This window comes from Rouxiella silvae (assembly GCF_002093625.1).
Lineage (GTDB): Bacteria > Pseudomonadota > Gammaproteobacteria > Enterobacterales > Enterobacteriaceae > Rouxiella > Rouxiella silvae.
In genome coordinates this window covers 18,064-35,986 of the sequence record NZ_MRWD01000043.1, presented here as the reverse complement: position 1 = coordinate 35,986, position 17,923 = coordinate 18,064, and the positions used below count along the sequence as shown (strand labels likewise).

Below are 17,923 nucleotides of genomic sequence, written 5' to 3'. Positions count from 1 at the left end.
TCAACCAATGAAATCGATTTTATTCGTCTTCGGCCGGTTGTTCGTCGTCTTCAGCGTCGACGTCTTCAGGTGCTTCACTTTCCTGCGCGGCTTCCAGTTCACCTTCAACCGTTGCTACACCGTCCAGCTCTTCATCTTCAACAGGTTCAGCGACGCGTTGCAGGCCGACAACGTGTTCGTCATCGGCAGTACGGATAAGTGTGACACCCTGGGTGTTACGGCCTACGGTACTGACTTCTGAAACACGTGTACGAACCAGCGTACCGGCATCGGTGATCATCATGATCTGGTCAGCGTCATCCACCTGGATTGCGCCGATAACCGGACCATTACGTTCACTTACCTTGATGGAGATTACGCCCTGAGTAGCGCGAGATTTCGTTGGGTATTCGCTCGACTCGGTACGTTTACCGAAACCGTTCTCGGTGACGGTAAGAATACAGCCGTCTCCGCGAGGAATAATCAACGACACTACGCTGTCGCTTTCGCCCAGGCGGATACCGCGAACACCGGTCGCCGTGCGGCCCATTGAGCGCACCGCTTCTTCAGAGAAGCGCACCACTTTACCGGCGGCGGAGAACAGCATGACTTCATCTTTACCGTCTGTCAGGTCGACACCAATCAGCTCATCACCCTCATTGAGGTTGATAGCGATGATACCGGCGCTGCGTGGGCGGCTGAAATCGGTCAGTGCGGTCTTCTTGACCGTACCGCTTGCGGTTGCCATAAATACGTGACGCCCTTCTTCGTATTCACGCACCGGAAGAATCGCGGTGATACGTTCGTTAGGCTCAAGCGGCAGCAGGTTGATAATCGGACGCCCACGGGCACCGCGACTCGCTTCCGGCAGCTGGTAGACCTTCATCCAATACAGACGTCCACGGCTGGAGAACATCAGAATGGTATCGTGCGTGTTGGCAACCAACAGACGATCGATAAAGTCTTCTTCTTTAATACGTGCCGCAGACTTGCCTTTACCACCGCGACGCTGCGCTTCGTAATCGGTCAGAGGCTGATACTTGACATAGCCCTGATGCGAAAGCGTAACAACCACGTCTTCCTGATTAATCAGGTCTTCGATGTTGATGTCGGAGGTGTTGGCCGTGATCTCGGTGCGACGTTTGTCGTTGTACTGATCGCGAATCGCTTCAAGCTCTTCACGAATAACTTCCATCAAACGGTCTGGGTTTTCGAGAATAAAGATAAGCTCGGCAATTTGCGTCAACAGCTCTTTATACTCGTCGAGCAGTTTCTCATGCTCAAGGCCGGTCAGTTTCTGCAAGCGCAGATCCAGAATCGCCTGTGCCTGCTGTTCGGTCAGGAAGTATTTGCTGTCGTGAATACCGAACTGCTTCTCGAGCCATTCAGGACGCGCGGCGTCATCACCGGCAGCGGCCAGCATGGCGGAAACGTTGCCCAGATCCCAAGAACGGGCGATCAGGCCAGCTTTCGCTTCGGCAGGCGTGGGTGCAGCACGAATAAGCTCGATGATAGGGTCGATGTTTGCCAGAGCAATCGCCAACGCTTCGAGAATGTGTGCACGGTCGCGCGCTTTACGCAGTTCGAAAATAGTACGACGCGTCACCACTTCACGGCGATGGCGCACAAACGCGGACAGGATCTCTTTCAGGCCCAGAATCTTTGGCTGACCCTGATGCAGAGCAACCATGTTGATGCCGAAAGAAGTTTGCAGCTGAGTGAGTGAATAAAGGTTATTCAACACCACTTCGCCAACAGCGTCGCGTTTAATCTCGATAACGATACGCATGCCGTCTTTATCAGACTCGTCGCGCAGCGCACTGATACCTTCTAGACGCTTCTCTTTAACCAGCTCGGCAATCTTTTCGATCAAACGTGCCTTGTTCACCTGATAAGGAATTTCGTGAACAATAATGGTTTCGCGGCCGGTTTTAGCGTCAGCCTCTACTTCGGCACGTGCGCGAATGTAGATTTTGCCGCGACCAGTACGATAGGCCTCTTCAATACCGCGACGACCATTGATAATGGCGGCCGTTGGGAAGTCAGGACCCGGAATGTGTTCCATCAGCCCTTCAATGCTGATGTTTTCGTCTTCGATATAGGCCAGACAACCGTTGATAACCTCAGTCAGGTTATGCGGCGGAATGTTAGTGGCCATACCCACCGCGATACCGGAAGAACCGTTAACCAACAAGTTGGGAATACGGGTCGGCATAACCGCAGGGATCTGCTCTGTGCCATCGTAGTTCGGCACAAAGTCGACGGTTTCTTTTTCAAGATCTGCCAACAGTTCGTGGGCAATTTTTGACATGCGTATTTCGGTATAACGCATGGCAGCAGCGGAGTCGCCGTCTACCGAACCGAAGTTACCCTGCCCGTCCACCAGCATATAGCGGAGGGAGAAGGGTTGAGCCATACGAACGATGGTGTCATATACCGCAGTGTCGCCATGCGGGTGATATTTACCGATAACGTCACCGACCACACGGGCCGATTTCTTATAGGCTTTGTTCCAGTCATTACCCAGAACGTTCATTGCGTAAAGTACGCGGCGGTGCACCGGTTTTAAACCATCGCGCACATCTGGCAGCGCACGTCCGACGATAACGGACATCGCATAATCCAAATAAGAGTTTTTAAGCTCTTCTTCGATGTTTATCGGTGTGATTTCTCTGGCAAGGTCGCTCATGGAGCTGCTATCCCTCTACTGATTATTCATGGCCGCTGCCTAGATAGGCAAAGGTGTAAAACTATACCACAAAGCTGGGATTCGTGGGAAACAACCGCACCCTTATGCACACTATTATTCCGCGTCTTTCAATCTATTGCACAAGTTGAACGATCGGCAGACGTCTTTTGTACAAATAACAACCGAAAGACAAAGCGCTGACTCTCGGTCACTGGAATATGTATAATCCGCTGTACCAGGCATAAGGAGTTTATCAGCCCAATGACAACCACATCGAACGGTCATCAACAAAATTTCATCCCGAAAAGTGGGGCAACCCAGAACGTGGATCAGTCTGAAATCGCCAAGTTTGAGGCCGTCGCCTCACGCTGGTGGGATTTGGAAGGCGAGTTTAAACCGCTGCACCGCATCAATCCGCTGCGTCTGAACTATATTCTCGAGCGTTCGAACGGGCTGTTCGAGAAAAACGTGCTCGACGTCGGCTGCGGCGGCGGTATTCTGAGCGAAAGCATGGCTGTAGCCGGTGCTACTGTGACCGGTTTGGACATGGGGGCAGAGCCGCTTGAGGTCGCCCGTCTTCACGCGCTGGAAAGCGGTGTGAAGGTAAAATACGTGCAGGAAACCGTGGAAGCGCACGCCGAGGCTCATCCACAGCGCTATGACGTCGTCACCTGCATGGAAATGCTCGAACACGTTCCTGATCCAGCTTCCGTCGTTGCCGCCTGTGCGCGACTGGTTAAGCCCGGTGGTCACGTATTTTTCTCAACCATCAACCGCAACAATAAAGCTTGGTTGATGGCAGTATTCGGCGCCGAGTACGTGCTCAAGATGGTGCCTAAAGGCACGCACGACATTAAAAAGTTTATCAAGCCTTCCGAGTTGCTTTCTTGGGTAGACCGCACGCCGCTGTTTGAACGTCACATTATAGGTCTGCACTATAACCCGCTGAGCGACAGCTTCAAGCTCGGTCCGAACGTTGATGTTAACTACATGCTGCACACTCAATCGCAGGAAGCTGCTGAAAGTTAAGTATTAGTCAACCCCTCCGCCCCCTCCTGGCCGCAACAAATGCGACCTTAACCGTATTTAGCCGGCCAGGATTTAAGATAAAAGCTTAGTTTTTAGCGCGTTGAGTGCTATCTCTGTTTAACATGATTTTTTAGAATAGTTTTCTTCTGCAATATAGCGTTTTTTTCTAACGTTTAATAAACCGGCAGTCGATCAAGTTTTCGAAAAATATAAGAAAATCGTATTACAGATATTGACAGTTCTTTAAGGCCTTCTGCGCTGGGCACTGCGGACGCGACCACAGATTTTCTCCCCAACTTATCCACAAAACAGGCCCGTTTCATCCCTTGCAAAACTGTGGGTTGAACACTATCTTGTCGTCATTAAATATCAAATCCACAATATGTAGTGTTTATATCCTGAGCAGCACACTAGGTTTGGTCTGGGCGTCTTAGCTCGGCGAAGCCTTTTTGCGCATTGTCATCAGTAACTTTATAAACCTTAAAGGTATAATCCCGAATGAATCAGAGTCTACTTGTTACTAAACGTGACGGTCGTAAAGAACGCATTGATCTTGATAAAATCCACCGAGTCATCGACTGGGCGGCGGAAGGTCTCCAAAACGTATCAGTTTCCCAAGTAGAATTGCGTTCCCACATTCAGTTTTACGACGGGATTAAAACGGCCGATATCCACGAGACTATCATCAAGGCTGCCGCAGATCTTATCTCCAAAGACGCACCGGACTACCAATACCTGGCCGCGCGCCTGGCTATTTTCCACCTGCGTAAAAAAGCTTACGACCAGTTCGAGCCGCCGCACCTGTTCAATCAGGTCAGCAAAATGGTCGAGATGGGCAAATACGACAAACATCTGCTGGAAGACTACACGCGTGAAGAGTTCGAGCAGATGAACAGTTATATCGATCACTGGCGTGACATGAATTTCTCCTACGCCGCGGTCAAGCAGCTCGAAGGTAAGTATTTGGTGCAGAACCGCGTGAGCGGCCAAATTTATGAAAGTGCGCAGTTCCTGTACATTCTGGTTGCTGCCTGCCTCTTCTCCGGCTATCCGCGTGAGACGCGCCTCAACTACATCAAGCGATTCTACGACGCCGTTTCAACCTTTAAAATCTCGCTGCCTACGCCAATCATGTCCGGCGTGCGCACCCCAACCCGTCAGTTTAGCTCCTGCGTGCTGATCGAGTGCGGCGACAGTCTGGATTCCATTAACGCCACTTCAAGCGCCATTGTGAAGTATGTTTCACAACGTGCGGGTATTGGCATCAACGCCGGCCGTATTCGTGCATTGGGTAGCCCAATTCGCGGCGGTGAAGCGTTCCATACCGGCTGCATTCCTTTCTACAAACACTTCCAGACGGCGGTTAAATCCTGCTCTCAGGGCGGCGTGCGCGGCGGTGCTGCAACCCTGTTCTACCCAATGTGGCATTTGGAAGTTGAAAGCCTGCTGGTACTGAAAAACAACCGCGGCGTTGAAGGCAACCGCGTGCGTCATATGGATTATGGCGTGCAGATCAACAAACTGATGTACCAGCGCTTGGTCAAAGGCGGCGACATCACGCTGTTTAGCCCGTCTGACGTGCCTGGACTCTACGATGCCTTCTTTGCCGATCAGGATGAGTTTGAGCGTCTCTACGTTCAGTACGAGCAGGACGACAGCATCCGCAAGCAGAAAGTGAAAGCCGTCGAACTGTTCTCCCTGATGATGCAGGAACGCGCCTCTACCGGCCGTATCTACATTCAGCACGTTGACCACTGCAACACGCACAGCCCGTTTGATCCGGCGATTGCACCGGTTCGCCAGTCCAACCTGTGTCTGGAAATTGCGTTACCAACCAAGCCGTTAAACGACGTTAACGACGAAGAGGGTGAAATCGCGCTGTGTACGCTGTCAGCCTTCAACCTTGGCGCTATCGACAGCCTCGACGATTTGGAAGAACTGGCCACGCTTGCCGTACGTGCACTTGACGCCCTGCTCGACTATCAGGATTACCCAATTCTGGCGGCTAAACGCGGTGCAATGGGTCGTCGTACTCTGGGTATCGGCGTAATAAACTATGCTTATTATCTGGCGAAACATGGCGTTCGCTACAGCGACGGCAGCGCCAATGGCCTGACTCACCGCGCGTTTGAAGCTATTCAATACTACCTGTTGAAAGCCTCCAACGAGCTGGCGCGCGAACAAGGTGCCTGCCCGTGGTTCAACGAGACGACCTATTCGCAGGGCATTCTGCCTATCGACACCTATAAAAAGGATCTCGATGCGTTATGCGACGAGCCACTGCACTACGATTGGGAAGCGCTGCGTGCCAGCATTGTAGAGCATGGTCTGCGTAACTCGACACTGTCTGCGCTGATGCCGTCTGAGACGTCTTCACAGATTTCAAACGCCACCAACGGTATCGAACCTCCGCGCGGCCACGTCAGCATCAAAGCGTCTAAAGACGGCATTTTGCGTCAAGTGGTGCCTGAGTACGAGCGTCTTAAAGACCAGTACGAGCTGCTGTGGGACATGCCGAACAACGACGGTTATCTACACCTCGTTGGCCTAATGCAGAAATTTATCGACCAGGCGATTTCGTCGAACACCAACTACGATCCCTCCCGCTTTGCCAACAGCAAAGTGCCGATGAAGCAGTTGCTCAAAGACCTGCTGACCGCCTACAAATATGGCGTGAAAACGCTGTACTACCAGAACACGCGTGACGGTGCGGATGATGTTCAGGAAGATATGAAGGCTGACGTTGACGACTGCGAAAGCGGTGCCTGCAAGATTTAATTGCTCAAATTCAAAAACCGCCCCTGATTAGGGGCGATTTTTTCAGAGGATGTTATGGCTTACACCACTTTTTCCCAAAATAAAAACAATCAGCTGCTGGAACCGATGTTCTTCGGCCAGTCGGTGAACGTTGCGCGCTTCGACCAGCAGAAATACGAAATTTTCGAAAAGCTGATTGAAAAACAATTGTCTTTCTTCTGGCGTCCGGAAGAGATTGACGTTGCACGCGATCGTATCGATTTTCAGGGTCTGCCTGAGCATGAAAAACATATCTTTCTCAGCAACCTGAAATACCAGACGCTGCTGGACTCCATTCAGGGTCGTAGCCCGAATGTTGCCCTGCTGCCGCTGATCTCTATTCCAGAATTGGAAACTTGGGTTGAAACCTGGGCGTTTTCAGAGACCATTCACTCACGTTCTTACACGCACATTATCCGTAATATCGTGAACGATCCGGGCCTGGTATTTGACGACATCGTCACTAACGAAGAGATCCTCAAGCGCGCGAAAGACATCTCTGGCTATTATGATTCGCTGATTGAGATGACCAGCTACTATCACCTTCTGGGTGTTGGCACGCATCAGGTTAACGGCAAAACCGTCGTGGTAGACCTGCACGAGCTGAAGAAAAAACTCTACATCTGCCTGATGAGTGTGAATGCGCTTGAAGCAGTGCGTTTCTACGTCAGCTTTGCCTGTTCCTTTGCCTTCGCCGAGCGCGAACTGATGGAAGGTAATGCAAAAATCATCAAGATGATCGCCCGTGACGAGGCGCTGCACCTGACCGGCACTCAGCACGCGCTGAACCTGCTGCGCAGCGGCGTTGATGATCCGGAAATGGCCGAAATCGCCAAAGAGTGCGAGAAAGAGTGCTACGACCTGTTTGTGCTGGCCGCCGAGCAAGAGAAAGACTGGGCAGAATACCTGTTCCGTGACGGCTCGATGATTGGTCTTAACAAAGATATTCTTTGCCAGTACATTGAATATATTACTAATATTCGCATGCAGGCGGTGGGATTAACGGCACCGTTCAAGACCCGTACTAATCCGATCCCTTGGATCAACGCTTGGTTAGTGTCTGACAATGTGCAGGTTGCGCCTCAGGAAGTAGAAGTCAGCTCTTATCTGGTAGGTCAGATCGATTCAGAAATGAATGCCGACGACCTGAGCGATTTCGAGTTCTAATTAATGAGTCAGCCGATTATTACGCTGCGGGATTGTGGCACAACGCTCGTCTGTGAAGGCGAGCACGCCAACCTGCTGGAAGTCTTCGAACACCATAAAGTCTTGGTTGAATACCAGTGCCGCGAAGGCTACTGCGGCTCGTGCAGAATGCGTTTGTTGAAAGGCGAAGTGACATACAGTGCCAAGCCGCTGGCATTTATTCAGGATGGTGATATTTTGCCGTGCTGCTGCCTGCCGGTCGGGGACATTGAGCTAGCGCTTTAGACATCACATCTCTACTTTTTGCTGTTTTCTCTCCCATCGAGACGCCATTTCCCCCACCCTAACCCTCCCCCAAATGAGTGAGGGGATCGATTTGTTACACCCTTACCCTCCAGAATAAATATGAGTGAGGGGACCGATTTGTTACACCCTTACCCTCCAGAATAAATATGAGTGAGGGGACCGATTTGTTACACCCTTACCCTCCAGAATAAATATGAGTGAGGGGATCGATTTAGGGGGTACTTAACACCCCTTCCCCCGCTATTTTCAGCGGGGGAAGGTTGGGATGGGGGCACACCATACTGATTGCTAGACTTTTTCCACCACTGTAAGCCACGGATAATCTGCGACAACCGGCCACTTATTCAGATAACGGCGCAGCATGTCCATAGCCACCATCGCGATTGTCTCTTGACGCAGCTCGTGACCATGACGCCCTGCGGTGTACTGAATGGTCATGCCGTGGGTCCCTGCTGGAGTATGCAATGCCAGACTTAGCCGGTTTTCCAATACCCCGCCTACTGCTAACGCCAGCTGCGTGCCGCTGCGTTCGGCCAAGGTTTGTGCGCGAGCCAATACGGCAGAAAGCGATTCTTCGGCCGTACCGGTCGGCAATAGCTCTCCACCCGCCAGCGGCACATCGGCATTCTGCATCCGCCAGTTAAGCAGCCCGCCGGTAAAGCTTTCACTGATCGCCAAGCGTAGATTCTGCTCAAGCAGCCTTTCAGCAAGACGCGCTGGCAGCCCGCCCCAGCCTTCAAAAATAGTGCTTTCGCCCGCAACTTCACGCACACGCTCCCAAATCTGCCGCATCGCCGCTTCCTGGCTGCGAGGGCCGGTAAGCTTGAGCTCGATAATTGGCGAAGAAGAACGATAACCAATCGCCACACCTTCTGGCAGCTTCAGCACGTCGAGCTCACTTGCTAAATCACTTTCTCCGCGTCCGAAGGTGGTTAAACGCAGGCACAGTGGCGCTTCAAGGGCCGGATGGTCGCGATGCAGACGCGGTACAATCTGCTGTTCGACCATGACTTTAAATTCGGAAGGAACGCCCGGCGTAAAGAACATCTGGCAGCGATTGAGCTTTAAGGTAAAGCCGCAGGCGGTGCCAACCGGGTTATCAAGGACGTCTGCGTTAGCAGGAATTTGCGCCTGCTTGCGGTTGGATGCAGCCATCGGTCTGCCGCGCTGAGAGAAAAAGGCTTCCATAGTCGCAATCCAATCGGCATCCTCAATCAACTCGACGCCGCAGGCCATTGCCGCCGCCAGAGAACTGAGATCATCACTGGTTGGCCCAAGACCGCCGTTAACAATCAATACGTCAGCGATGTGGCTGCGTTCAAGCAGAACCGCAACCAGCGCATCGAGGCTGTCGCCTACGGTTTCACGGCTCGTCATGGGCAAACCCTGTTCAAACAGGTAGCTCGCAAGCCACGCCGCGTTTGAATCGACTATCTGCCCGTGCAAAACTTCTTCGCCGGTGCTAAGCATCTCAACCCTAAGCATTGTCCTCTCCTTCCGTTACGTAGTTTTTGCTTTAAAAATTAACCGCCCCACCGATATAAGCACCGTCTGCGATAACATTGTCGCGATGACCGTCTTTGCCCTCAAGTGCCTGATAACGATAGCCTACATCAACGCTAACCAGGCTGATTGGTGTGAAGCGGATGCCGCCGTTAGCTTCTTTATAGTTATTGATGCCGCTGGAAAGTGAATCTGGCGCGTAATAACCCTCACCGTACAGGCTCACGTAGCGGCCGAGTGGCAACTGCAAACCCCCGCCCACAGGAACCGCATAGCCGTCGCTGCCGTTTTTAGGACTGGTGTAAAGAGCCTTGCCGCCAACGGTTGCCATAAACGGGCCGAGTCCAATGTTATAACCCAGGCCAAGACCTGCAACATCGCCGTCGTTGTCACTGTGTGCCCAGTTGCCGGTCAGGGCCAGACCTGAGGTCGTGGTACCCAGGCCAAAGCCCAAATTAGTGTAGTGTTGGCCGATTTCTGCATTAACGCCAATTGCGTGGGCGGAAACGGTAGCCATCATGAGCGCAGCGGCCGAACCGGCCAGTAAAGTCTTTTTCATTATTTATCCTGAAGAATCATAAAACTAGTGTTTGAAGCATCAGCAGGCAGTCTAAAGCAATTTACCGGCGGAGTAATCAGCCCAAATGCTTAAAATTTATTTCTAACTCAAGGTAAGTTACCTGATGGAAATTAAATAAATGCGACGAATTGAAGCCAAAAACGAAAAGCCCCACCTTAAGATGACCTAAGGCGGGGCTTTATAGGTTTCAGGGAAAATTCGTCCCTTAACTTGCCGTTTTAAGCATACTCTGCTGATAGGCACGTTGACGGGTTACCCACGGCAGCACCACAATCGCCAGCAGTCCACACACTGCTGAAATCGCCAACCAAACGCCGGGCATAGCTTTGTTGCCGGTCACGTGGATGAGGTAGCTGGAAATTGCCGGCGTAAATCCACCAAAAATAGCGGTTGCCAAACTATAGGCCATCGAGAAGCCGGTCGCTCGCACCTCGGGAGGCATCACCTCGGTCAGAGCCACGACCATCGCGGAGTTATAGCTGGCGTACATAAACGACAGCCATAGCTCAACCTCCAATAGGCGAGCAAAACTCGGGGCACCCACCAGCCAGTTTAGCGCCGGATAGGAGGTAAGAAAAATCAGTGCGCTAAAGGTCAACAGCAGCGGACGGCGGCCGATTTTATCAGAGAAAGCCCCCATAATCGGCAGCCAAAACAGGTTTGAGATCCCTACACACAGCGTAACGATAAAACTTTGCTGCTCACTGAGCAGCAGCACGTTTTTGCCAAAGGTCGGGGTAAACGCAGTGATCATGTAGAAAGAAACGGTCGTCGTCACCACCATCAGCATACCGACCAGCACGATTTTCCAATTGTTGCCGACCGAGCGCACAATTTCGCCCATTGAAGGATGATGCTTACGCTGCTGGAAGGCATCGGTTTCCTCCATCATGCGACGGATCCAGAACAGGAACGGCACAATCATGCAACCAATGGCGAACGGGATACGCCATCCCCATTCGTTCATCACGGTGTTGCCTAACAGATTATTCAACAACACCCCAAGCAGGGCAGCAAACACCACCGCCACCTGTTGACTGGCAGACTGCCAGCTGACGTAAAAGCCTTTTTTTCCTTTCGGCGCAATCTCTGACAGATAAACAGAAACGCCGCCCAGCTCAACGCCAGCAGAGAAACCCTGCAGCAGGCGGCCGAGCAGGATAAGGATCGGTGCGGCAACGCCAATGCTATGATAACCGGGCACGCAGGCGATGGTCAGCGTACCAAATGCCATTAGCCCCAACGTGATAAGCAGCCCCTTTCTACGGCCATGATGGTCAATATAAGCCCCCAGCACCATAGCGCCCAAAGGCCGCATCAGGAATCCCGCGCCGAAGGTCATCAGCGTGAGCATCAGCGAGGCGAAGGGATTAGAATCAGGGAAAAATGTGTGAGCAATGGCGTTAGCGTAATAGCCAAACACCATAAAATCGTACATTTCGAGGAAATTCCCGCTAGCAACGCGGAAGATATTTTTAGCTGTACCCTGCCTGTTGCCACTGGCTGCGGTGTTAATGGATGACATTGCGTTAACTCCTAGATTTTTATACCTCCAGTTAACATTTCTTTATCCTCTCTCAATGTGATGCCATTCACATTTCCATAGCCTGCTATTTAGTTATCGGTAACACAATATTAACCAAGGTTATCGATTGACGTATTTTGCCCTAACCCAGTGCAGAACGTCGCGTCGAGACACTTTTATACCGCCACGCTGTAGATCTTCAGGCAGCGTAAAAAGGGCAATTGGCCGTTGAAAACCTGCCAGTTTCACGCGCGCCCAATCCATTAATTCGGTGAGCGTGGGACCCTCCTCCCCGTCGATAACTGCCACCGGTCGCTGGCCATATTGCGTGTCGTCAACGGGGATAATAAATACCGAATTAACCCGTGGATGCTCCCGCAAAATCCGCTCTACCTCTTCCGGCTGAATACCTTCACCGCCGCTGAAAAACAGATTATCCAACCTGCCGTTAATGTTCAGCTCGCCGTTTTGCCACTCGCCGCCGTCGCGCGTGCGCAACCAACCGCCGGATTCATTCAGAGGCTGCAATCTGCCCTGTAGCCAATAGCCCAGCGCCATTGAAGTCGCGCGCAGCTGAATTTCCTGATTAACGATTCGGACCTCGCGCCCTTTTAACGGATTTCCCACACCAGGCAAATCATCGGCGCGCTTGGCGGTAACAGTGGATGCCGTTTCGGTCATGCCGTATCCGCACCAGCAGCGAATACCTACCCGCTCGGCGCGTTGAATAAGTGCAGGCGGAATATCGGCCCCGCCAAGCAGCACATCGCACAAACCTGCCGCCGAGGCGCTGCTCTCAAGCAAACGCCACAGCTGGGTCGGCACCAAGGATGCATGAGTGCTGCATTGCAACGCCTGTGCTAAAGGGCGGCCATCGCTGAGTACTAACCCCGCGCCAACCGAGAGCCAGCGCCAGACAATACCCTGCCCCGAAACGTGAAACAACGGCAGCGAGAGCAGCCAGCGGTGTTGATGCGTGAAAGACATCAGCTCAACCACGCCCTCGGCGCTGGCAATATGCGCCGCCAGTGTATGCACCGCCGCCTTGGGTAAACCGTTAGACCCCGAGGTTAGGGTCAGCGTGGCCGCTCTTGCCGGTGACCACACCGCAGCGTGCTGATGGGATAGTGTGGCCTTTTGCGCCACGACTTCGGGTCGGATAACTTCATGGGTTAAATCGATTAGGCGGGAAATACCCAAGCGTGTGAGCAATGCTGGTAACGTGCCTGCGGCAAGCTGAGGATTCAGCGGCAAACAGCACGCGGCGAGCTGTAACAGGGCAAGATAAGCCAGCAATAAGTCGAATCCGTTATTACCACGCACATCACCGATCAGTGCCACTGCCTCCCCGGCCCGAACGCCTTGAGCGCTAAATTCAGCCGACTTATGGTCGATTTCACGGGCCAATTCTGCCCACGTCAGTGTTTTGTTTGCCAGAAAAATGGCCGCCGCATTGGGTGAACGCCGCCGCCAGTGGTGCCAAGGCCAGTCGTTTATTGCTGCCATATTACCTCCAGCGCATCGGCCGTTATTAACGGCAACGTACTGCCCGGCCAAGGGCGCATCAACTGAGCTTGCATCAGATGTAGAGTATCAAGCCCCGGCGTACTGTCCGGTAACAGCCAGCGGGAGAGCCGCGCCAATTGGCTCAGCCCCAGGCTGGATTCAAGACTGGAACTGATAACCACTTGTATCCCCAAACTTTGTGCCTCGGCTATCTGCCGCCGGCAGACGTCAATACTGCCGGTGAGAGTAGGTTTGACGATAATGGCCGCCACGCCGGACTGCCTCTGCAACATAAAACCTGCTTCACGTAGGCTTTCATCCCAGGCAATTGCAATGCCGGTGGCGTCGGCAAATTCCAGCGATTGCTGTGGGGTATGGCAAGGCTCCTCAATAAAACAGATACGCCTGCGCTGCTCGGCACAAAGATAGCGCGCAAAGGCCGCGGCCCGATCGGGGCTCCAACTGCGGTTAGCATCAAGGCGCAACTTCAGATCAGGAATCGCCTCAAGCATTGAACTGACGTTTAAGCCATCACCCACCGCCTCATACAGTCCGACCTTTACCTTACCCAGCTTACCGTCTGCCAGCGCATTGAGCTGGAACAGCAATTCGTCAGGATCCCCGTGGCACATCACTGCGCGTCGCGTGTCGAACGGCGCAGGCAGCGAGCCGTCAATTTCTGCCAAGGCGCAGCTCACGCCAAAGTCCACAGACGGCAATACGCAATCAGGAAACGCCTCGCCTCGTTGCCATCGGTCGAGCAGCGGTAGAAGCGCCAGCTGCGCCTGCTCTAAAGACTCTGGGCTAAAACCGGGCAGCGGCGCTATTTCTCCCCACCCTGACCGGTGGTTATGCCAAAGCTGAACCAGCAAGCCTTCACGGGTATTAAGTCGCTGATTGCGCAGCACGACTCCGGCGTCCATGGGCAGCGAGTAGCGGTACACTTTTGCGCGGCGCATCAAGGATTACGTTTAAATCGGCTGAAATCAGGCGCGCGCTTTTCATTGAATGCGTTGCGCCCTTCCTGACCTTCATCAGTCATGTAAAACAGCATGGTCGCGTTACCCGCCAGCTCCTGAAGACCCGCCTGTCCGTCGCAGTCGGCGTTAAGGGCCGCCTTCAGACAGCGCAGCGCCATCGGGCTGTTTTGCAGGATTTCTCGACACCAGCGGACAGTTTCTTTTTCAAGCTCGGCCAGCGGCACTACGCTGTTCACTAATCCCATATCCAGCGCGGCGACCGCGTCGTACTGCCGGCAGAGAAACCAGATTTCACGGGCTTTTTTCTGCCCAACGATGCGTGCCATATACGACGCCCCCCAACCGCCGTCAAACGATCCCACTTTAGGGCCGGTTTGCCCAAACATTGCGTTGTCTGCGGCCAGCGTGATATCACACATCATATGTAAAACGTGTCCACCACCGATGGCATATCCGGCGACCATCGCCACCACCGGTTTTGGAGAAGTCCGAATTTGGCGCTGAAAATCCAGAATGTTCAGATGATGCACGCCGCTGTCATCACGATAGCCACCGTAGTCGCCGCGCACCTTTTGGTCGCCGCCCGCGCAGAAGGCTTTATCCCCCTCACCGGTTAAAATAATCACCCCGATGCTGTCATCGTAGCGGGCGTCTTCCATTGCTCGCATCATCTCTTTGACCGTCAACGGACGAAAGGCATTGCGCACCTCGGGACGATTAATCGTGATTTTAGCCATACCGTCAGCCGATTTATGATAGCGAATATCTTCAAAATCAGCCGAGCAGTCGAGCCAGCTGAGGGGCGCATAAAGGCATTTCTGGTCGATAGGAGTCATCTCGGTTCTCATTTAAACGGTTTAAGTAAATAAATTCAGTCAGACGATGGGCAAACAGTGCCGGCTGCGCCCGATGAACATTGTGACCGGCTCCCTCTATGGCAGTGATCGGCAGGTTCGAGCGACGGGCAAGCGAGAGGAATTTTTCATCTTCGCTGCCACACAGCCAAAGATAGGGAACACACAGTTTGCGGATTTGTGGACGTAAATCAGGCTGCAGCGCCAGCGAGGTCGCGGTAAATATCGCGGCGAGCCGTAGGGGATCATTGGCCAGCCGCAGCTGAATGAGCGAGGTGCGCTGTGCGGCAGACAGGTCGTGAAACACCGGCTGCCGATACCACTGCGCGAGAAAATTTTGCAGCGGCATCCGCTGAAGCTTTTCACACCAGCGACGATCGTGCTGCTGCCTTGACTGCCTTTGCGATACGGTTTCAAGCCCGGGATGCCCGCCTTCAATAACCAGCCCCTGCAGGCCAGAATGTTCCCCGTGGCAGGCGTGATAAAGGGCGACTCTACCGCCGAGAGAATAGCCGATCAGCCAATATTGACTGATTCCATGCTGCTTGAGCGTGCAACTCAAACGCTGACTCAGGTCGGCAAATCCGGCGGCGGTAACGTGTGCCGATGCGCCGTGCCCCGGAAGGTCGACCAGCAGGCAGCGCCAGTGTGCGAGATGCTTGAGTAAGGAACACCAGTCTGCGCCGTTGCCCAGAAATCCGTGCAAAAAAACCAGCCAGGGACGCGTGTCATCAAAGGTGTCGCCGTTAATACGCGCGCAGGAAAGGGTCATAATTCGCTCACCTGCTGCAACAGCTGCGTCAATGCTTCACCGCCTGCGGTGGGGGCTACCTTAAGCTCAATCAACGTAACGCCCCCGAGCTTCCAGCGCTGAGTGACGTCATGAAGCAGTGCATACCAGCTTTCGGGGCTGGCGTACTGCAAACCGAACGCGGCGGCGGCGTGGCGGAAATCAACCTGCTGTGGCATGCAGTAAAAACGCTGGCGGGTAGCCAACGGCGTTGGCAGCAGAGAGAAAATTTGCCCGCCCTGATTATTGACCAACAGGATGACCATCGGAGCAGAGCTTTGGCGTAGCAGGGCCAGAGAGTTGAGGTCGTACAAAGCGGAAAGGTCTCCCAGCAGGACAAGCGTCGGCCTACAGCAGGCGCGTTCCACACCGGCGGCAGTCGCCAGCAGGCCATCAATACCGCTGGCACCGCGATTAGCGAATACCGGATATTCAACAGGCAGTTGGGCAAAGGCGTCGACCATTCGCACCACCAAACTGTTGCCTAAAAATAGCTGTCCGTGCGGCGGCAACAGCTCGACAATTCGGCTGGCCACCTGTGCTTCACCAAACTGTGTAGCTAAACGTTGCTCAACGCAGGATTTGGCCATAGAAGAGAGACTGGCCAGTGATTCTGCCCACGGAGGGCGGGCTAATGCAGGATGCTGACTCAACCAAGGGCCAATCGGTGAAACAATACGTCGCCCACGATGATGTGCAGGATCCAAACGCCCCGCCCGGTCTTCAATCAGCCAATATTCTGTTACTTGACAGGATGACAGCCACTGCAACAAACGCTTGCTGGTCAGGCGACTGCCAAACTGAACCACCAGTTCTGCGCGCTGTAATGATGACTGCGCCTTGGGATTCGCCAACCACAAATCCGCACAGGCGAGAGGCTGTCCGCTATGCGACTGTACATCCGACAGCAGTGGCCAGCCGAGCGTTGCTGCCCATTGCGCCACCTGCTTTCCTTCATGCACACTCAAACATCCGGCAATCACTACCCCGCGCCTTTGACACCCACTCTCCCAGTCGTGTAGCAACGGCGGCTGAAAATGGACCGACTGCTGCAACCAGGGCTTACTGTTTTGCCACCAGTCACCGAGCGCGTCACTCCACGCCGCATCTTCCTCGTCCGATTCACCATAAAGCGGTTCGGCAAACGGGCAGTTAATATGGACTGCACCGTGCGTTTGACGGGCGATCAGGTCGTCGATTGCCGACACCAGCCAGCGGGCGGCAATCGTCGACGTCGGCGTGGGTAAATTTAAGGCATCGGTGACGTGAGAGGAGAAAATACCCGGCTGTGAAATGGCCTGATTAGCCCCGCAGTCGATAGACTCGAGCGGGCGATCGGCGGTCAGCATTATCAGCCTTTCACCGCTAAGACCGGCCTCAATAACGGCTGGATAAAGGTTCGCCACGGCGGTGCCCGAGGTAACAATGACTGCCACACGTTCGCCGGCGCCTTTGGCAAGCCCCAGTGCCAAGTGCCCTAATCCGCGCTCGTCGAAATGGGTATGACAAATAAAATGCGCATGAGCCGCGGCGGCCAACGTAAGAGGAGTTGAGCGTGAACCGGGAGCAATACAGACGTGGCGAACGCCGTGACGTGCCAAAGCTTCCAGAATGACGCTCGCCCAGCGATGGTTAAATGCACTCACCGACATAGCCTGCTCTCCGCTCAATTTGCTTGATAGCAGAATTATGCGCGGTTAACTGATGTCAGATGCTGTTGCAGATCAAAAGGAGGTTTTAAGAGGGAAAAAGGTTAAAAAAATAGAGACAGCCTAAGCTGTCTCATTGGTGATGCTAACTCATTAATGGGACTACGTTCATCAAAATAACGTTGACCCTTTAGCGGCGCAGCAGCAGCCCGATAACCAGGCCTACCGCGGCACCCACACCTACGCCATGCCAAGGTTTGTCATGCACGTAGGAATCGGCCTGACGGACCACGGTTTTCGCCTTAGCACAGTAAGAATCTGTCGCCGAACTCAGACGTGATTGCACGTCATTCAACGCCTGCTCGGCTCGACTCTTTATTTCGATATACTTCTCATCCGCTTTATCACCTGAAGATTTAAGCACCTCTTCCAGCGTTTCGCTAAGCATTCTGAGATCGTCATCAAGACTGGTTTGCTGTGGTTCGAATTGGTTAGCCATTCTGTTCTCCTTGTTGTGTGATTCAGCGAGTTATTGCACTCGATGTCTTTAACCCTAGCCTACTTTCGACCGAGTTGCTGCCCCGAGTGGCA

The 17,923-nt window shown here is 53.3% G+C and carries 14 protein-coding genes; 4 read left to right on the top strand and 10 right to left on the bottom strand.

Annotation, left to right across the window (positions count from 1 at the left end; genetic code table 11):
* Positions 1 to 19: 19 nt before the first annotated feature.
* A complete protein-coding gene (gyrA, locus tag BS639_RS16905; RefSeq protein ID WP_055779085.1) occupies positions 20 to 2,668 on the bottom strand; it encodes a DNA topoisomerase (ATP-hydrolyzing) subunit A in 2,649 nt (882 codons plus the stop codon).
* 261 nt (positions 2,669 to 2,929) lie between these two features.
* Between gyrA and ubiG the strand changes: the two genes are divergently transcribed.
* From ubiG to yfaE, 4 genes are all read left to right on the top strand, one after another.
* Positions 2,930 to 3,697: a bifunctional 2-polyprenyl-6-hydroxyphenol methylase/3-demethylubiquinol 3-O-methyltransferase UbiG gene (gene ubiG, locus BS639_RS16900; RefSeq protein WP_055779089.1), complete on the top strand. Its 768-nt coding sequence runs from the start codon at positions 2,930 to 2,932 to the stop codon at positions 3,695 to 3,697.
* A 498-nt stretch (positions 3,698 to 4,195) separates the two neighbouring features.
* Complete coding sequence (nrdA, locus tag BS639_RS16895; RefSeq protein ID WP_055779092.1) at positions 4,196 to 6,475, top strand: class 1a ribonucleoside-diphosphate reductase subunit alpha; 2,280 nt, start codon at positions 4,196 to 4,198, stop codon at positions 6,473 to 6,475.
* Between the two features lie 54 nt (positions 6,476 to 6,529).
* A complete protein-coding gene (gene nrdB / locus BS639_RS16890; RefSeq protein ID WP_055779096.1) occupies positions 6,530 to 7,660 on the top strand; it encodes a class Ia ribonucleoside-diphosphate reductase subunit beta in 1,131 nt (376 codons plus the stop codon).
* 3 nt (positions 7,661 to 7,663) lie between these two features.
* Positions 7,664 to 7,924, top strand: a complete 261-nt coding sequence (yfaE, locus tag BS639_RS16885) for a class I ribonucleotide reductase maintenance protein YfaE (RefSeq protein ID WP_055779100.1) — start codon at positions 7,664 to 7,666, stop codon at positions 7,922 to 7,924.
* A gap of 309 nt (positions 7,925 to 8,233) precedes the next feature.
* On the opposite strand, the gene BS639_RS16880 is transcribed toward yfaE, so the two are convergent.
* The 9 genes from BS639_RS16880 to elaB all read right to left on the bottom strand — a co-directional run bounded on the left by BS639_RS16880 (position 8,234) and on the right by elaB (position 17,831).
* A complete protein-coding gene (locus tag BS639_RS16880; RefSeq protein ID WP_084983687.1) occupies positions 8,234 to 9,430 on the bottom strand; it encodes a nicotinamide mononucleotide deamidase-related protein YfaY in 1,197 nt (398 codons plus the stop codon).
* A gap of 31 nt (positions 9,431 to 9,461) precedes the next feature.
* Positions 9,462 to 10,007 (bottom strand): YfaZ family outer membrane protein, encoded by a 546-nt coding sequence (locus tag BS639_RS16875; RefSeq protein WP_055779106.1) that lies wholly within the window; start codon positions 10,005 to 10,007, stop codon positions 9,462 to 9,464.
* Between the two features lie 226 nt (positions 10,008 to 10,233).
* Positions 10,234 to 11,553, bottom strand: coding sequence for an MFS transporter (tcuC, locus tag BS639_RS16870; RefSeq protein ID WP_055779109.1), 1,320 nt, complete (start codon positions 11,551 to 11,553; stop codon positions 10,234 to 10,236).
* Positions 11,554 to 11,673: 120 nt separating this feature from the next.
* Entirely contained in the window at positions 11,674 to 13,059 is a 1,386-nt protein-coding gene (gene menE, locus BS639_RS16865; RefSeq protein WP_084983686.1) for an o-succinylbenzoate--CoA ligase, read from the bottom strand.
* Entirely contained in the window at positions 13,047 to 14,018 is a 972-nt protein-coding gene (gene menC / locus BS639_RS16860; RefSeq protein ID WP_084983685.1) for an o-succinylbenzoate synthase, read from the bottom strand. The genes menE and menC overlap by 13 nt, the downstream gene beginning before the upstream one ends.
* Positions 14,018 to 14,875, bottom strand: coding sequence for a 1,4-dihydroxy-2-naphthoyl-CoA synthase (gene menB, locus BS639_RS16855; protein ID WP_084983684.1), 858 nt, complete (start codon positions 14,873 to 14,875; stop codon positions 14,018 to 14,020). Before menB ends, menC begins: the two co-directional genes overlap by 1 nt.
* Positions 14,814 to 15,665 carry a 2-succinyl-6-hydroxy-2,4-cyclohexadiene-1-carboxylate synthase gene (menH, locus tag BS639_RS16850; protein ID WP_084983683.1) on the bottom strand — a complete coding sequence of 284 codons (852 nt, stop codon included), beginning with the start codon at positions 15,663 to 15,665 and terminating at the stop codon, positions 14,814 to 14,816. Before menH ends, menB begins: the two co-directional genes overlap by 62 nt.
* A complete protein-coding gene (gene menD / locus BS639_RS16845; RefSeq protein WP_084983682.1) occupies positions 15,662 to 17,335 on the bottom strand; it encodes a 2-succinyl-5-enolpyruvyl-6-hydroxy-3-cyclohexene-1-carboxylic-acid synthase in 1,674 nt (557 codons plus the stop codon). Before menD ends, menH begins: the two co-directional genes overlap by 4 nt.
* Positions 17,336 to 17,522: 187 nt before the next feature.
* A complete protein-coding gene (gene elaB / locus BS639_RS16840) occupies positions 17,523 to 17,831 on the bottom strand; it encodes a stress response protein ElaB (RefSeq protein ID WP_055779130.1) in 309 nt (102 codons plus the stop codon).
* Positions 17,832 to 17,923: the final 92 nt, after the last annotated feature.

What these genes read in the sequence shown, in the direction of transcription:
- elaB (WP_055779130.1), bottom strand. Translation starts at nt 17,831, where the DNA reads ATGGCTAACCAATTCGAACCACAGCAAACCAGTCTTGATGACGATCTC.
- BS639_RS16880 (WP_084983687.1), bottom strand. Translation starts at nt 9,430, where the DNA reads ATGCTTAGGGTTGAGATGCTTAGCACCGGCGAAGAAGTTTTGCACGGG.
- nrdB (WP_055779096.1), top strand. Translation starts at nt 6,530, where the DNA reads ATGGCTTACACCACTTTTTCCCAAAATAAAAACAATCAGCTGCTGGAA.
- yfaE (WP_055779100.1), top strand. Translation starts at nt 7,664, where the DNA reads ATGAGTCAGCCGATTATTACGCTGCGGGATTGTGGCACAACGCTCGTC.
- gyrA (WP_055779085.1), bottom strand. Translation starts at nt 2,668, where the DNA reads ATGAGCGACCTTGCCAGAGAAATCACACCGATAAACATCGAAGAAGAG.
- tcuC (WP_055779109.1), bottom strand. Translation starts at nt 11,553, where the DNA reads ATGTCATCCATTAACACCGCAGCCAGTGGCAACAGGCAGGGTACAGCT.
- menD (WP_084983682.1), bottom strand. Translation starts at nt 17,335, where the DNA reads ATGTCGGTGAGTGCATTTAACCATCGCTGGGCGAGCGTCATTCTGGAA.
- menC (WP_084983685.1), bottom strand. Translation starts at nt 14,018, where the DNA reads ATGCGCCGCGCAAAAGTGTACCGCTACTCGCTGCCCATGGACGCCGGA.
- ubiG (WP_055779089.1), top strand. Translation starts at nt 2,930, where the DNA reads ATGACAACCACATCGAACGGTCATCAACAAAATTTCATCCCGAAAAGT.
- nrdA (WP_055779092.1), top strand. Translation starts at nt 4,196, where the DNA reads ATGAATCAGAGTCTACTTGTTACTAAACGTGACGGTCGTAAAGAACGC.
- BS639_RS16875 (WP_055779106.1), bottom strand. Translation starts at nt 10,007, where the DNA reads ATGAAAAAGACTTTACTGGCCGGTTCGGCCGCTGCGCTCATGATGGCT.
- menB (WP_084983684.1), bottom strand. Translation starts at nt 14,875, where the DNA reads ATGACTCCTATCGACCAGAAATGCCTTTATGCGCCCCTCAGCTGGCTC.
- menH (WP_084983683.1), bottom strand. Translation starts at nt 15,665, where the DNA reads ATGACCCTTTCCTGCGCGCGTATTAACGGCGACACCTTTGATGACACG.
- menE (WP_084983686.1), bottom strand. Translation starts at nt 13,059, where the DNA reads ATGGCAGCAATAAACGACTGGCCTTGGCACCACTGGCGGCGGCGTTCA.